Annotated in this window: 17 protein-coding genes; 2 read left to right on the top strand and 15 right to left on the bottom strand. The window is 57.1% G+C overall.

The window, feature by feature from the left end; genetic code table 11:
- Window positions 1-674 precede the first annotated feature (674 nt).
- The 5 genes from AC0L30_RS21360 to AC0L30_RS21340 all read right to left on the bottom strand — a co-directional run bounded on the left by AC0L30_RS21360 (window position 675) and on the right by AC0L30_RS21340 (window position 3,807).
- Window positions 675-1,103, bottom strand: coding sequence for a coiled-coil domain-containing protein (locus AC0L30_RS21360; RefSeq protein WP_473405117.1), 429 nt, complete (start codon window positions 1,101-1,103; stop codon window positions 675-677).
- Window positions 1,104-1,570: 467 nt separating this feature from the next.
- Window positions 1,571-1,882 (bottom strand): VRR-NUC domain-containing protein, encoded by a 312-nt coding sequence (locus AC0L30_RS21355; protein ID WP_473405116.1) that lies wholly within the window; start codon window positions 1,880-1,882, stop codon window positions 1,571-1,573.
- Window positions 1,883-2,290: 408 nt separating this feature from the next.
- Window positions 2,291-2,467, bottom strand: a complete 177-nt coding sequence (locus tag AC0L30_RS21350; RefSeq protein ID WP_473405115.1) for a hypothetical protein — start codon at window positions 2,465-2,467, stop codon at window positions 2,291-2,293.
- A complete protein-coding gene (locus tag AC0L30_RS21345) occupies window positions 2,464-3,180 on the bottom strand; it encodes a DUF932 domain-containing protein (RefSeq protein WP_473405114.1) in 717 nt (238 codons plus the stop codon). Before AC0L30_RS21345 ends, AC0L30_RS21350 begins: the two co-directional genes overlap by 4 nt.
- Before the next feature lie 204 nt (window positions 3,181-3,384).
- The gene (locus AC0L30_RS21340) at window positions 3,385-3,807 is read right to left on the bottom strand and encodes a CHC2 zinc finger domain-containing protein (RefSeq protein WP_473405113.1); all 423 of its coding nucleotides are present in this window, start codon (window positions 3,805-3,807) and stop codon (window positions 3,385-3,387) included.
- 104 nt (window positions 3,808-3,911) lie between these two features.
- Between AC0L30_RS21340 and AC0L30_RS21335 the strand changes: the two genes are divergently transcribed.
- A complete protein-coding gene (locus tag AC0L30_RS21335; RefSeq protein WP_473405112.1) occupies window positions 3,912-4,115 on the top strand; it encodes a hypothetical protein in 204 nt (67 codons plus the stop codon).
- Between the two features lie 40 nt (window positions 4,116-4,155).
- On the opposite strand, the gene AC0L30_RS21330 is transcribed toward AC0L30_RS21335, so the two are convergent.
- From AC0L30_RS21330 to AC0L30_RS21285, 10 genes are all read right to left on the bottom strand, one after another.
- Window positions 4,156-4,398 carry a hypothetical protein gene (locus AC0L30_RS21330; protein ID WP_473405111.1) on the bottom strand — a complete coding sequence of 81 codons (243 nt, stop codon included), beginning with the start codon at window positions 4,396-4,398 and terminating at the stop codon, window positions 4,156-4,158.
- Window positions 4,395-4,523, bottom strand: coding sequence for a hypothetical protein (locus AC0L30_RS21325; protein WP_473405110.1), 129 nt, complete (start codon window positions 4,521-4,523; stop codon window positions 4,395-4,397). The genes AC0L30_RS21330 and AC0L30_RS21325 overlap by 4 nt, the downstream gene beginning before the upstream one ends.
- Complete coding sequence (locus AC0L30_RS21320; protein WP_473405109.1) at window positions 4,516-5,394, bottom strand: hypothetical protein; 879 nt, start codon at window positions 5,392-5,394, stop codon at window positions 4,516-4,518. The genes AC0L30_RS21325 and AC0L30_RS21320 overlap by 8 nt, the downstream gene beginning before the upstream one ends.
- A 108-nt stretch (window positions 5,395-5,502) precedes the next feature.
- Window positions 5,503-6,888, bottom strand: coding sequence for a type IV secretory system conjugative DNA transfer family protein (locus tag AC0L30_RS21315; RefSeq protein ID WP_473405108.1), 1,386 nt, complete (start codon window positions 6,886-6,888; stop codon window positions 5,503-5,505).
- Window positions 6,885-7,478 carry a hypothetical protein gene (locus tag AC0L30_RS21310; RefSeq protein WP_473405107.1) on the bottom strand — a complete coding sequence of 198 codons (594 nt, stop codon included), beginning with the start codon at window positions 7,476-7,478 and terminating at the stop codon, window positions 6,885-6,887. Before AC0L30_RS21310 ends, AC0L30_RS21315 begins: the two co-directional genes overlap by 4 nt.
- A gap of 537 nt (window positions 7,479-8,015) precedes the next feature.
- Window positions 8,016-9,299, bottom strand: a complete 1,284-nt coding sequence (locus tag AC0L30_RS21305; protein ID WP_473405106.1) for a tyrosine-type recombinase/integrase — start codon at window positions 9,297-9,299, stop codon at window positions 8,016-8,018.
- 271 nt (window positions 9,300-9,570) lie between these two features.
- Entirely contained in the window at window positions 9,571-10,527 is a 957-nt protein-coding gene (locus tag AC0L30_RS21300) for a tripartite tricarboxylate transporter substrate-binding protein (RefSeq protein WP_473405105.1), read from the bottom strand.
- Window positions 10,528-10,573: 46 nt separating this feature from the next.
- On the bottom strand, window positions 10,574-10,945 hold the full coding sequence (locus AC0L30_RS21295) for a dimethylsulfonioproprionate lyase family protein (protein WP_007599315.1): 372 nt from the start codon (window positions 10,943-10,945) through the stop codon (window positions 10,574-10,576).
- A gap of 28 nt (window positions 10,946-10,973) precedes the next feature.
- Entirely contained in the window at window positions 10,974-11,612 is a 639-nt protein-coding gene (locus AC0L30_RS21290) for an RraA family protein (protein ID WP_275172775.1), read from the bottom strand.
- A gap of 26 nt (window positions 11,613-11,638) precedes the next feature.
- Entirely contained in the window at window positions 11,639-13,156 is a 1,518-nt protein-coding gene (locus AC0L30_RS21285; RefSeq protein ID WP_007599311.1) for an AMP-binding protein, read from the bottom strand.
- A 208-nt stretch (window positions 13,157-13,364) separates the two neighbouring features.
- Here AC0L30_RS21285 and AC0L30_RS21280 point away from each other — a divergent pair, with 208 nt between their 5' ends.
- Window positions 13,365-13,997, top strand: coding sequence for a hypothetical protein (locus AC0L30_RS21280; RefSeq protein WP_219684833.1), 633 nt, complete (start codon window positions 13,365-13,367; stop codon window positions 13,995-13,997).
- Window positions 13,998-14,103: the final 106 nt, after the last annotated feature.

Genomic DNA, 14,103 nt, shown 5'->3' with positions numbered 1-14,103 from the left:
CGAACCGATCTCGGAGAGAGGTTCTGACTTTTATAGGTACTCCGATCGGTCTAATCGTTGGCGGGTTATGGACTGGCTTCACCTATTTCGACAAGAGTCACGCTGAGCAGAAGCCGTCGCCTCCAGCAACGGTCAATCAAACCGTCGAGAACAAGCCCTCGGTCAACGTGGCCCCTCATATCGAGGCAAACCCCACTTTCAACGTGTCACCGACAGTGAAAAACGAAAACAGCGTGACGGTGAATACGCCATCAGAGCCACCATTAAAGATGGAAGTCACCTATCAAGTATGTGTCGGGGAGTACCCCTATCCTAAAGGTAGATGCCCGAAAGGCAGCATTTTCGTATCGTGCGGGACAGACGTAATTTCATATGCGACGAGTAAATGCGGCGAGCTTCAAAAGCAACTGGCTCACCTATGGGCTCGAGATCACGATAAGTGCGGCTACGACTTGTATAATCTGAAATGTGTTGCGACCGCCGGTAAGTAGACCGATCATTTCGCCACACTTCCGAGCGAGAGGACCGTCAGTTTCCCGAAACCGTTCACGACGTGAATGCTGCCTTTTTTCCAGTTGATCCGAACGAGCCTACAGCCTGGGGCGAGTGCGGCTATGATTCGCTCTTCCGTAAGTCCCTTGGATACTTTCCGGCCGTCGATGTACATCTCTGAATTATAGCTTGCCCAAGAGCATGGTGAGCATACCAACGACCGCGCTGAGCGTGCCCTGCAGGCTATCGAGCTTCTTCTCAAGCGCCGTCATGCGCGCCTCTGCTTGATAAGACGGTGCTGGCGCCGCGGAGACTGTCAATTGTCGGCTGCTGAGCTGATCTCGAAGCTGCGCATTCTCCCGCTTCAGCTGCTGTATATCCGCTTTCATCTCATCGATTTCTGATCGATTGTATCCGACGATCTTCGCGGCGAGCCACGCATCCTTGAAGACGCTGGTATTCAAATTGTCGAGTTGCTGTGGTGAGGTTGCCTGGATCTCGGCACGTGCAGTATTGGAGTTGTCGATAAACGCCGCCGAAGCGAAAACTGGAAAGAATGAAAACACAGCTATACTAAGCGACGCGCCGACTGCCCCATATTTAGTTGTCATACACAGAATCATACCGCGTTTTCGTCTTTGTGCAACTCGCTGGGGACAACGTAGCGCACAGGCGGCTGGCAGTGATCGCACGTGATGATGTTGCTTCCGTCGTTGCCGCAATACTGGCAGAGACTACCTTGTTCCGGCGCCACGTAGTTTCGACGTGAGTTGTTCATGCACGTTCCTTAAAGGCCGGTGACAGCTTCTTCTGTGCAGAGCCGAAACGCGAAAATCGCCACGGATGCTTCGGTACTGTCGGATGATTCTTCTTGTTTCCTATCCGCTTCATACTTTCGGAGCGTCAACAAAGACGATTGGAATCTTATTGAAGTCACGCTTGTTCCTGCCACAGAGAGTAGCGTAGTGGGCGTACTGCTGATCCGTCATCTCGATCTGTTTCGGCAGATAGAGCTTTACCCAATCCTCGAGGTTGCCGAGGCTGAAGTTGTTCCAACCGATTACTTTGAGAGGGAGGATCATAGGCCGAAAGAAATTACATCGTCGATGCTACGCGCTACCAGATAATCACCTCCTGCGAGAACACAGCGTCGCTCGAACTCGATCTGGTGCTCGGAGAGTTTGCCAGACGGCCGCTTGACCTCAATCCCGATGAACCGACCGTCACGGATGACGATGATGTCAGGAATGCCATGCAGGGCGTACTTGGGCATTGATCGGAACGTCTGGTGCGCCCCGTCATAAATTGGTGTGTTGTTGCTCCGCCAGAAAAAGACCTTCTTGAGCGCGAGGTAGTCGCAGATGGCGGCCTGTATTTCCGTTTCCTTCATACATAGGGATCACCCCTTCACGTCGAGCTCTTGACAGGTAGAGCCATATGCAGCCGTGGCATCCGCAAAATTGTCGGCAGACCAGACATTGAAGGGTTCAGCGTATGTGCAGACTTCTTTAGGATCAAAATACCGCCAGTCGACTGACGGGCATGACTCAACGAGCACGCAGCGCCAATGCTTCACTAGGGGCGGCGTCCGCATCTGCTCTGCTTTCGTCGGGATCTGAGTGTCGATTATTGTGATCTCACGGTGCGTCGAGACGCATATGAAAGTCACTACGGCTGCGAGTAGTGCGACGTTGATGAATGTTTTCAACCAGTCCATATTCTAATTTCGTATCTCAATCCTAACACAAGAAAAGTCCCCACCCGTATTCCAGAGTGGGGACAAGAAAGAACAAAAGAGCTATTGAACCGAACAGGGCACCTCAAGGACCATGGCGTCTTCTTCGCACGTTTCGCAGAACAGGTAGTCAAAGATATCTTCGAGCACCCATTCTTGCTTTTCCGTGTCCCACTTCGCCCAAGCATCTTTACAGACGTCCTCACTGCCACACTTGGCGCATACGACTTTAATCTTCATTGGATGACCTCACACGTTGAGTCGATCACCTGATGAAGCCGTTTTGTCAGGTCCGGCCGTTCTGCGACCTTACCAGCCAAGGCAAAGGTGGCTGCGTTGAAGAGGCGCCAAGCTGTGCGATCTCCCCAATCATGAGGAGGTTCGTCGAAGGCCTTTAGGACATGTCCGATAGCCTGGACACCAATCACGTCCTTTCGATGAAGGTCCATGATCGCGTGATCCGCCTGCATATCGGACAGTGGCATCTGCTGATACGTCAGGAGCTTCTGATTTTGCGCTATTCGCTGCGCCTGAAGAGGCTGGATGATCTCAGTTACAAGACCAGGCAGTTCTTTCTTAGCTTTGACCGTGTGCTTGCGCTTGATGACGTGATCTCCCGCGAACGAAAGATTGTCACATACGAACACTCTTGAGCCGTACGCGATGCCTATCGGGAAACTCTTGTCGTGACTATTGCGTAGTCCCAACGTATCCGTGTACTCGCCGTACGGACTCCGAAGCGAGAGAAGGCCGAAGTACCTGGCGCCGTCGGGTGTTATAGCGTGGTGCTCCTCAGCTATAACATGCTGATAGAAGCTGAGCGTGAAGCGGACCAGTTCTACGAGCTCATGATGTGGCACGGGCAGATGAGTGTCCGTACCGCCTGGTGTTGTGATCGCGCGCAATTGGTCGTACGTAGCGGGTGTCGCGCCGCTGTGGAGCATCAAGGTCATTTCAATCCTCCTCATTGAGCCAAGTGTCGTCGATGAAGCTAGGTCGGTTGGGATCGAGTACATGCACGCGCGCACAGAATTCGGTGCAGCAGAGCATGTTGGTCTTACAGATCCACGCGACGCCAATACCGGGCCGCTCTTCTGCGAACTTGCCCCCGCAGAAGCCACAGGTGTACGAGTCGTCGTCCTTTATGAAAGTCACCCTCATGTGGCCCTCAGCTTTACGACCTTGGCCTCTTCCAGCGCGGTGACGCGCTGTTCCAGGTCTTCGATCATGTCCTTGAGAGTTTCGAGGTAGAGATCGGGCTCTTTCTCGGGGGGCGACTTTGGAGCTGTAGGGGAACTGTCGAGTCCGATCTTCTTCGCTATCTCAGCAGCGGCATCCCGCTGTGATATACCTTGCGTGTGGGCGACCATGGCAATTAGGTCGCCGCCAGTGCGCGCGCTGAAGCAGTAAAATGACGCCCTGCCTGTATGTACTGCTAGAACGCGATCGTCTCCTTTCGGACAAGCTGGGCACGGCCCGCGTCCTTGAGGGCCTTTCCACTTCTGCTTGAGGTCGTAGAGGGTGCAGACATCTTCGATCTTCACCTTCTCCTTGAGAGCGGCAAAATCTGTAAACGTCATTCATTCCTCCTCTATTGGCAACGTAGCTACAGCGTACCACACGCAGTGGTTGCATGCGAGGCGAATGCAAGTACACTTGCGGGGTTGCCAAAAGGAGAGAGCGAATGAGTGAGAAACCAGTTGCCAAATACAGAGTGGGATACGTGACTGCCGCAGTCTGGAAAAATGGCGAATTCTTCTCCGTTACAATCCAGCGGGCGTTTAAAGAGGGTGAGGAGTGGCGTAACAGCGATTCACTCGGACACGGAGATATCGCGAACGCGATCCTGGTACTTCAAAGAGCAGAGCACTTTATCTCTACAAAGTAGTTGCCAAAAAACTAAGGCCGCATTCTCGCGGCCTTTTCCTTTAGTCCTCGCCAGAATCGTCACCAGCGTCGCCAACGTCCTCGCCCTCGTCAACCTCAGCGCCGTCGCCCCCACTATCGCCAACGTCGCCGATATCAATCTCCTTGTAGTCGACGACGAAAGAGTCCGAAGGTTCTTCTTCAAGTTCAGCGCCGCATTCGTAACAGTAGGGTGTGAGGAGACACCAATCCGCCTGGGCGTCTTCTACAGTGGTGAGACAGTTGGGACACCGATACTCACTCATGTCTTCTCCTTGTTTTCTTTCGGTTTACGTGGGGTCTTCAGGGCCGCCGACTCCGCCTTAACGGCTTCGGTCAGAAGTTTGAGCTCTGCTTTTAGTTCTGTAATTCGCGCTACTCTGTCATTCATTTCCGTTTTTCCTATCAAGGCCAGTGTCAGTTATCGCCCAGCCTGGCCGTAGCTGGGGGATTCCTTGAAGGATCGTGGGGAATACGATCCAACGAAAGCAGTTGTGATACCGATCGGTCATTTGATGCAAAAGCTTGCGCATGTTGTTGACACGCGTCGGCGTCGTAGAGGTGAAGAGCACGAACAGATTTGGAATCTTCCAATGAGATTGATACAGGCGCTGATCGAGCACCGTTAAATACGCTGCAAGTTTCGACTCAATCGCCTGCCTGTCGCGGTTGGAGCTTTCCAAGGGTTCTGAAGCGCAATCGACTTCCACAACGACAAATCTGTAGAGGTCATTGCCGTAGCCAATTCCTATTGGACCCAAGTCCGGTGTCAGTTTGTGCTGATCGTACGTGTGCCCTTTCCATGAAAAGGTCACTGGAATAGCAGTGTGGGGAAGAACCACGTGCTCAAGGCCAGCAGCTCGTGCACCCACTTCAAAAGAAGCGGCGGTTTGGCTTTGCGTCAGTTGATGTACGAAATGTATTGCGGGCTCTCGATACTCAACATCGACACCCATTTCTTTAAGGTAGGCTGCACCCCTGCGAGTGAGGTGGTACGCTAACCTTGTAGACCGATGGAGGCGGCTTTGGTCCAATTGCGACTTGTGCACCTGGATCAGCTTGTGGGGATCGCGCTTGAGGAAGCGCACGCGTTCCACAATTGCCGCATACGAGCGATTTGTGAGACCAGCGATATCCAGGACGGTGAGAACCGGATAGCGCGCAAGAGCTTTAAGAATTTCAATATTGCCAGCAGCATCGGCCCGTACGGTAACGGCCTTGCCGTTGCGTTTGACTGCGTCAGTTGTCCATCGTGAGTTCATACACAGAAAATAAGACCAAGCTAATAAGCGGTCTAGCGGCAACGATGGAGTACTATGTGCAACTATACACTACGTGGCTGCGCTATGTTCGGAGCACGTTGCTAAAAATTAATTCGGCCGCTTCCACTTCCCTGGCGGCGGAAGTTCACCAGAGATAGGTGGTAGAATTGGCTCATGAGATACGAAGGTGCTTTTATCGCGTGATGCTATAATTTCAGGATCAGCTTCGGCTGGTTTTTGAAGAGGGACGCGTGAAGGCTCGGGCTTGCTCGGGCCTCCGTGCGTTATAATGGGAGCTACCTTAGCGGGCGGCGCTTCAGCACTCTTCACGGGTGCTGTTTGCGTTTCAATCCCATACAGCTTCTGCATACGTTCTTGATGCAACTGCTTTTCCTGTCGCTGCATACGGCTATGCGGTAGTTTTGCAATAGGGACCGAAACTATCGACGGTCCTTCTCCTCGCGCATGGAGAGCAAACTGGCCGATGGGCAGATTGTTCATGCGCTCCACGGGTATGTGTAGCAGCTTGCTGAAGTAGGCCGCTTCCGCGTCCACGTTCACCATTTTGATTGCGCAGTTTTCCAGGGCACTGAGCACGTTCGGATCTTTGATCTGGGAGGTTCGCTGATGGGACATGATGAGCGCAATTCTCTGAGACCGACACCGATCTATGATCTCAGCCACTGTGGAGTCGAGCATACTGTCGGCTTCATCAATGTAGACGTATACGGGCTTTTTCTGATTTTGCGGTCTTGATGATCGTGCTGTGGCTGCGGCCCAAATCTGCGAGATGAAATAGCGCCCGAGAAAGGCAGAGCCCCCCTTGTGGAGATGTTCTACTGAATTGTTGATGACGACGACCTTACCCGTGTCCATCGCCTCACCCATCTTGAAGCGTGTCTTAGGTGACATAAACATCGTTTTGATTATGTCGATCTCCATGAGCAATCGGAGACGCCACTTCAATTCAGTACAGGTCTTTTCGTAGTCGGCCCACTCGCCTTTCTTACTTGTATCGAAAAGATGCTGAAGATCGTCAGGTAGATTTCGGATGTACGCGCGGTAATTCTCCGGCCCTTTGGTGATCAGGTCTTGGATTGTGAGGAGAGTGGCGTCAGGGATTCCTATGATGCAAGCTCGTAACAGGGACCGCAGGAGTGCTTTTTGCTTCGGTGTTGCCTCAGCATCCAATATTGCGCCGAAGATGTATTCGACCTGATCCACCGCACGCTTGGTGTCAGACTTAGGTACGTCAAGTGGATTGAGAGCAAACGGGACAGTTGAAGGGTCGATGGTTATGAGGCGATGCTGATACTCGCGATCGAGAAGAAAAAGTTCGCTGATCGGTCTTGCAATATCCCCTTTCGGGTCGATCACGATGACACAAGCGTCTTTCTCCAGATCAGCCGCAATCATGTGCAGAAGCGCATTCGACTTACCAGTTCCGTGGAGCGCGACCACCCATTGGCTTGAAAATCGTGTTTCGGGGTTCATGACACATCAAATGGTTTCGGTTGCCAACGTGCCTCTTCTGCCTCACGGACTAGCTGCTCCTGGTTGAGCTTGCGCTGCTTCTCGTCTTCTTTTCGTTGCTGCTCAGCTTCCTTATGTTCTTGGTCTACCTCTGCACTTATTTTTTCATCGAGCTGATGGATGAATTCTGCGGTGAGGCGATCAGCCAAAACGCTTTCTGCCGCAAAAATAACGTCGATTTGCTTCTTACGGAATTCCATCTCAAAGTCGTCATAGAATGGTTGGATGTACTGCTGCGGAGACATCCCCGCGATTGGATTGAAAAGGTTTGCAATGATGCCGCCACACGTTTTCTCGATGAACTCTAGGTGTTTTTCATCGAGAAGCTTCTTGCATTCCGGGTCTTCAAAGGGATCGGCGTCAAAGCCATACCGCTTGTCTTCGATGAAAGGAGAGACAGCTTTTTGATGACACTTGGCTGAGCAAAACCAGTACGGGAGCTGGAGAATTTTCCCCTGGTCGTTTACGAGATAGGAAATGGTCTTGAGCGGAGCTTGCGGTCGGGCGCGATTGCCGCAAGTCAGGCATTTATCTTCAGAGGGAGTGGCCATCACTTATTCCTCTGTTCAAATATGCGCTTCGCTATATATTTTCTTTGAGCGGCAGCCCAAACGGGAAGAACTTGTATCCACATGAGAACGCCGATTGCGAAGGTGACCCATGGGAAAAAAGCTGAGGTGTGATCTATCCAAGCGTATGTCAGGTTCACAATACCGATGAATGCGACGACAAAACCTAGAAGTCCGGTGAGTGATCGAAGTAGGTCCATGCGAACCTCCCGAGGAAGGCGGGAGTGTTGGATGCTCCCGCCCGCTCCTCATTACGGAGCGTCGGATCTGGTCCTCGCGCATCTCTCCAGATATTCAGTCACCTCATGTGACCACCAGACGCGCGGGGAACCGCGATAGGGCGCGAGTTTGAAACTGCGCGGAAACCTTTTCGCCTTTTCCAAACGGTCAAGGTGAGTACGACTATAAGGTATTCCAAAATCGGGACGCAGACGCTTGAATGTGACCACTGATTTCTCAGACATCGCTCAGACTCCTTTGTGGGAGCCGTCGCGACGGCAGGGTTGATCAGCCGACGAGCTACCTTATCACGTGCTGCAGGAGGTAGGACTCGTAATTCTGCTGTGCCAGCTTCATCTCGCGTAGGTAAGTGTGTCTGTCGTAGATTTCGGTCATCGCGCTTTGAGAGCTGATGTGATTGACCAGGCGCTCGCCGATGTGAGGCGGTGTGCCGATGCGTGCATGTATGGTGCGGTATGTGCGACGGAGATCGTGGAGCGTCCAATTTTCGACGCCACACGCTTTATCGAGAGCTGTCTTGCTCTTCGACCATCCGTTTATATGTTTGTCGGGCTTACCACGCGCGGGAAATAATAATGAGGATTGCGATTGCTGTGTATGCTCCGAGAGCAGCAGCGAGGCCATAGGGCCAATCGGGAGGTGATGAAGTCTCCCGTTTTTCGTCACGCTCGCTGGTAGGGTGATTGTCCATAGGTCATTCGCGGTACCGAACGATTCGATAAGGGTAGTATCCAATGTTAATGCGGGCGGTAAAAATGACTGTTGCGACGGCGATTGCTGCGACGAGTGTTTTGATATCCATGATGCTTGAAGTGACGCAACTTCGCTTTTCCTCTGTCCGGTGAGGATGAGGAGCTGCACGATCTTGCAGTAGTTTGCGGGCAGGCGGGGAGAGGGAGCCTCACTTTCCGGGTTCGAGGCGCGCTTACCGGACGTGCTACTTTTGTCACTTCCCCCCGACTGACTACAAGCTCTCCATATTCTACCAAGTTCTTCGTCAGTAAGCACGCGGCTGCGCGAGACGTTGGTGTGCGCAGACAGCCCAATGATCGGATTGTCGGTGATGTACTGCTTGCGGTGCGCCCATGTGAAAAAGGTCTTGGCGCATGCGAGCCGGTGATTGTGTTCTGACGGCGGGAGCTTCTTGAGCTTCCGTTCGAGGTCGCCGTGCATCACGTCTGAAAGCTGGCACTTGAAGCCCAGGAGATCGAGGTGACGTTTGTGATCCGCCACAGTACGTTCGCGCCTGCGGGCCTGCTTCTCTTCTAGAAAGACTTCCACAGCTGCAGAGAAGGAGATCGAGCTGGGACGCACGCGACCGAGGGTTCGCTCAGCCAATATCCTTTTCGCCTCTGTGCGAGCTTCTGAGAGCGTCAGGACGGGGTAGCGGCCGATTGCCCTACGTGCGTTGTCGAGCTTCAGCACAAAGGTCTTGGAGCCGCCCTGAGACACGCGAACGGCGAAAGCGCCCTCACGAAAGGAGCTGTCCCAATAGTCGACCTGCCCCTTCGGAGGTGGCTTTAGAGACCGCAGGTTTACATCGGTGAGCGTGATCTTAGGCACTGCCTAGGCACTCCCAAAGCTCGTGCTGGGGTGGTGCACAGAGAGTATCTATAAACGCAATTTCTGTCGAGGATTCAAAAGGCTAAGGGCACTATGTTGAACAGTGAGCTACCCTGAATAACGGCCGTCTTCGGTTTAGGAAACCGTCGCTCTATCCGGCTGAGCTACGGGACCGCGGAACCCGCAGAGCGGGCTACCGGGGCTTCATATCAAAGCGGAGGGGAGATCGGAAGCCCTACGCGTTGCTCAATGCGGAGGGCTGCCGGTCATCTTACGCCCGGATATTGTTGTCCCGGACCACCTTGCCCCAAGTGGCAACCTGCTTGTCGAAGAAGGTCTTGAAGGAGGGACCGTCCTCGAGCAGCAGCGTCATCTGCTGCGTCTCCTTGAGCTGGGCGGCGGTCGCGGGCTCGCTCAGTATCTCCTTGGACGCCGCCGCGAGGCCCGCGACGATGTCCGGCGGCGTGCCCGTGGGCGCGAAGATGCCCCACCAGGCCAGCGTCTCGAAATCCGGGAAGCCGGCCTCGATCGCGGTTGGCGTATCCGGCAGGCCGGGCAGCCGCTCGCGGCCGAGCTGCAGGATCGGACGCAGCATGTTGGTGCCGAGCTGGGCTGCGACCAGCGCCGCCGATCCCGCGATCAGGTCGACATGGCCACCGAGCACGTCGTTCATCGCGGGGCCGCCGCCGCGATAGGGCACGTGCATGATCTCGACGCCGGCCTTGTTGCCGAGCACAGTCATGGCGAGATGGCCGAGCGTGCCGATGCCGACGGAGGCATATTTCACCGCGCCGGGCGTCGCCTTGCAGGCCGCCACCACGTCGGCAAAGCTCTTGTAGGGACGGCCGGCACCGGCGGCGATCACGTAAGGCGCAGTGCCGACCAGCAACACCGGCATCAGCTCGCGCTCGACATCGACGGGCGGCTTGTCGAGGATGGAGGGGATCACCGCGTGTGAATCGAAGGTGACCAGGAACGTCGAGCCATCAGGCGGGCTCTTGGCGACCTGCGCCGCGCCGAGCGCGCCGGCGGCGCCCGACTTGTTCTCGACAATGACGATGCGGTTGAGCTTGGTTTGCAGATGGCTCTGGAGCAGCCGAGCCATCGCGTCGGTCGATCCCCCCGGCGGAAACGGCACCACCAGCGTGATCTTCCCGGCCTGGGCCAACGCCGGCGTCATCGCGAGAATAGCCGGCGCTGCGAGCAGCGCGCGTCGTGTGATCGTCATGGTCCCCTCCCCTGTTTTCTCGCGCCCGGCTTTTGCTCTTGGCGCTTTAGGTCGTTCCGAAACCGGATCCCGCTTTTCTGTATTCTGGCCGCGGCGGGCTGAAAATGTCCAGCACGCGGGCGCCGTCGGGGCCGGCGCGCATGGTGTGCGGCACGTTGCCGGGCGTGCGCCAGAAATCGCCCTTCTTCACGGCAATCTCCTCACTGCCCTGGACGCGGATGGCGGAGCCGTCGAGCAGCACGCCCCATTGCTCCTCGGGATGATGATGCAGCGTGCCTTGCGCATGCGGCGCCAGCGTCACCACCGACAGCATCGCCTGTTCGCCGGAGAAGATGCGCGTGGTCACCCCTGCCGCGAGCTCGCGAAACAATCCGTCGCCGGTATCGTCGAGATTGTGGAATTCGTCCTTCTGGCTCACGCTATTCTCTCCTCGTTTTTTTTGCTGATCAGGATTTGCCATACGAGCCCTGATAACGGCCCTCGCGGATCGCCTTCAGCGTCTCCTCCTCGCGCGCGACCTGGGCGCGCACGGCGTCGAGCAGCGCCGCGGCACCTGCGGCGGCAAACGACACCACGCCGTCTTCGTCGCCGACGACGATGTCGCCGGGGGAGATCACGCTGCCGCCGATCGTGACAGGTACGTTGATCTCGCCGGGGCCGTTCTTGTAGGGGCCGCGGTGGATCACCGCGCGAGCGTAGCAGGGAAAGTCATCGGCCGCGAACGCCGCGACATCGCGGATCGCGCCGTCGATGACATAGCCTTCGGCTTTGCGCCATTGCGCGATATTCTTCATGATCTCGCCGACCAGCGCGCGGGTCTCATCGCCGCCGCCATCGACCACGATGACGTCGCCGGGGCCCACCAGTTCGAGCGCCCGGTGGATGGCGAGATTGTCGCCGGGACGGGTGCGAACCGTGAAGGCCGTGCCCACCAGCTTGGCGCCGCGATGATAGGGCTTGAGCCCCACCGCGCCCGGCAGCCGGCCGAGATTGTCCGAAATGACCGAGGTCGGCGCACCGCGAAAACCCTCGATGATCTCGGCCGGCGGCTTCGGCACGGCGTTCGCGGCGATGGTGATGGTCATAATCTCAGTCCTTCCCGTGAATTCTCTTAATCGGCGTGCGCCCGCGCCCTTGCCGGCAAAATCCGGAAGGCGCGCCCCTCCTTCATCCATGTTGCGCGCTCGTCGCGCAACAGCGTGCGGCGAACTTTTCCGGAATCGTCGCGCGGCGGGGCGCTGACAATCTCGAAACTCTCCGGATGCTTGTAGCGGCTCAGCCTGTCCTTGAGGAAATCCGCCATGCCGTCGGCGATGGCCTGACCGTCCGCATCGCAATCCGGCTCGATGATGGCGTGCACGCGCTGGCCCAATTCCGGATCGGGCAATCCCACCACCACGCAGGAGCGCACGCCCGGACAGGCGGAGACGGCAGCTTCGACCTCGGCCGGATAGATGTTGGCGCCGCCGCGCAGCACCATGTCGGCGAGGCGGTCGCCGAGATACAGATAGCCTTCCGCATCCAGTCTGCCGATATCGCCGAGCGATTCCCAGCCGTCGGCGCGGCGCTTCGGCTCGGCACCGAGATAGTGATAGGTGGCATCCTTGCCGTCATTGTTGAGGAAATAGATCTCGCCGCTCTCGCCCGGCGCGACGTCGTTGCCGTCCTCGCCGATGATGCGCAAGCGCGCCATCTCGCCGATCTTGCCGACCGAGCCCTTGTGCGTCAGCCATTCCGTGCCGGAGATGATGCAGGAGCCTTGTCGCTCGGTACCGCCATAGAGCTCCCAGATCCGCTCAGGCCCGAGCCAGGCGATCCAGTTCTCCTTCAGCCAGGGCGGCATCGGAGCGGCCATGTGGAAGACGGTCTGCAGGCTCGACACGTCGTAGGCGTTGCGCACGTGCTCCGGCAGCGCCCAGATCCTGTGCATCATGGTCGGGACGAAATTGACCCATTGCACGCGCTCGCGCGCAATTTGTCGCAGCGCCTCCTCGGCGTCGAACTTGACGAGGCCGGTGAGCTGGCCGCCGGTGAACAGCGCGTAATGCGACACGATGAACGGCGCATTGTGATAGAGCGGACCGGGATTGAGCAGCGAGACCCCAAAGGGAATATTGAGCGGCGGCGCGGCGACCGTGTCGATCACGGCCGGCTGGTGATCGAGGATCACCTTCGGCCGCCCGGTCGATCCGCCGCTGGTCATCGCTTTCCAATAGCGCGCCACTGGTGCGGTGAGCGGCTCGTCCGAAAACCCTTCCGGCATGAAATCCGCGGGCAGACGGTTCGGCGCATTCCAATCGGCTTCGCCGCCGACCACCAGCGCCGGCTTCAGGATATCGAGCACCGCGGCGGCTTCGCCGCGCGGCAGCCGCCATGACAGCGAGGTCGGCGTCGCTCCGCATTTCCACACCGCAAACGAGGTCTCGAAGAACGCATTGCCGTTGGGCAAACCGATTGCGATAAAATCGCCGGGCCTGACGCCCTTGGCCATGAACGCCCGTGCGCGCCGGTTGGCGCCGCGTTCGAGCGCGTCCCATGTCAGCGTATCCTGCCCGTGACGGACGGCGATCGTGCCTTGCGGTTTGCGCTCGGCGTACCAGCGCGGCACATCGGACAGGGGCAGCAGCATCAGGCGTTTCCACTTCGTTTTCTTGGCGTCGCCAATGAGGCGAGCGCAGGATGAAGTGACGCTGTGACTCCTGCGCCACGTCAAGCAAAAAATGTCAGCATCGCAGCCATGAAATTCCCGGGTTCCATGGGTGACAAGCCGGCCATAAAGGGGCAAAAATCAGTCCGACTCAGTTCGGGTTGAGTTTTGCAAGGAATGCTCTCGTAGAATGTCGGACGTAGTTGCATCGCGTCGTGCGGCGCTTGTCGCTGCCGCAGCAGGATTTTTCCTGCTGGCGCCGTCGCATGCCCAGGCACAATGGTGGAAGCGCGCGCCTGTCGACTTCGAGGCCTGCGCCGACGCCGCCGAGAAAGCGACGACCAAATCCGAGAAGACGGCTGCGCTTGCAGACTGCAACGCCAAATTCGCCGGCCGGCGCAAGGCAGGCGGCGGCTATTCCTATTACGACTTCCTCCAGGACCGCACCTTCGACATCGCCGGCCCCAATCCGACACCGGAGGAGCAGAAGAAGATCGACGAAGCCTACACCGCCTATCTCGCAAATCAGCGCCGCAGCAATGAAGCCGCGCAGGCCACCGCGCGCCAGCAGCGCGAGCAGCAGGAACAACAGGTGCAGCAGCTCCAGCGGGTCGCGTTGCGAACCGAGGTCGAGCGCGTGCCGGTGCCGGTCGAGCGGCCCAAGGTCCAGCAGGCCGCCATCGGCGACGCGCGACCGCGGCCGAAAGGCGCCCCGTGCACCAAGGGCTCGTTCTCCTGCGAATGGCCGCGGCTGTCGGATGGATTGAACGACATCAAAAAGCTGTTCAGCCCGACGCCGAGCAAGCCCGCGAAGAAGGGCTGAGTCACCGCCGTTGGGTTCGGCGGGCGAGGCCGCAGAACCACCAAAAGAGAAGAGCGGCGGGGGGTGGGTGGAGTGGGGAGCGGGAGACGAATCGGGTGGGGGGTGG

The sequence above is a fragment of the Bradyrhizobium sp. MI1.11 genome (assembly GCF_055811255.1).
Note: the sequence above shows the minus strand (reverse complement) of the source record. Positions and strands in the feature narration are given on the sequence as shown.